Genomic DNA, 695 nt, shown 5'->3' on the forward strand with positions numbered 1-695 from the left:
CTACCAGCTCTCGTTTTTTGTTATGGAAACTGCTAAAATTCAAATACGCCATTGACGTATAAAGAGTCCATGTTATTTATTGAAACCAGCATCTTTACCAAGCAAATTAAAGACCTTGTATCTCTGAGGAATATCGTCAACTTCAGCAAGATCTTTTGGTACAGCCTGATAGAGGTGACCTAATCAAGAATGGCGGTGGTATTCGCAAAGTACGTTGTGCTCAAGGTAACAAAGGGAAAAGTGGTGGGATACGGGTGATTTATTATTGGGTCACCGAGGATGATCAGATCTTTTTCTTAGTGGCTTATCCAAAATCAGTAAAAGATAATTTAACAGATAAGGAAACCGCCATTCTGCGCCAACTCGTGAAGGAGCAATTTCATGGATAACAACTTATTTGATGACTTGGTTGCTTCAATCAAAGAAGCTGGAGCTATCAAACGTAAAGAAGTTAAAGCAAGCCGAGTTACAGAACTCGAATTGCCTGATATTAAAGAAGTACGTGAAAAAACTGGCTTGAGCCAAAATGAATTTGCTGCACGTCTACATATTAGCCCCCGTACCCTGCAAAATTGGGAACAGGGACGACGCTATCCAACTGGACCAGCAGCTACATTGATTCGAATTTTAGATGCTCACCCAAGCCTTATTTGAAAAAATTACTTAAAAAATGGGAGCTTAAGGCTCCCATTTTT

Annotated in this window: 1 protein-coding gene and 1 pseudogene; both read left to right on the forward strand. The window is 39.7% G+C overall.

Annotation, left to right across the window (positions count from 1 at the left end; all coding sequences use genetic code 11):
- Positions 1-69: 69 nt before the first annotated feature.
- Positions 70-389, forward strand: a pseudogene (locus L6C30_RS14675) (type II toxin-antitoxin system RelE/ParE family toxin).
- A complete protein-coding gene (nadS, locus tag L6C30_RS14680; protein WP_000369781.1) occupies positions 382-654 on the forward strand; it encodes a NadS family protein in 273 nt (90 codons plus the stop codon). The pseudogene L6C30_RS14675 and the gene nadS overlap by 8 nt, the downstream one beginning before the upstream one ends.
- Positions 655-695: the final 41 nt, after the last annotated feature.

Source organism: Acinetobacter sp. KAM396 (assembly GCF_021602765.1).
Lineage (GTDB): Bacteria > Pseudomonadota > Gammaproteobacteria > Pseudomonadales > Moraxellaceae > Acinetobacter > Acinetobacter towneri_A.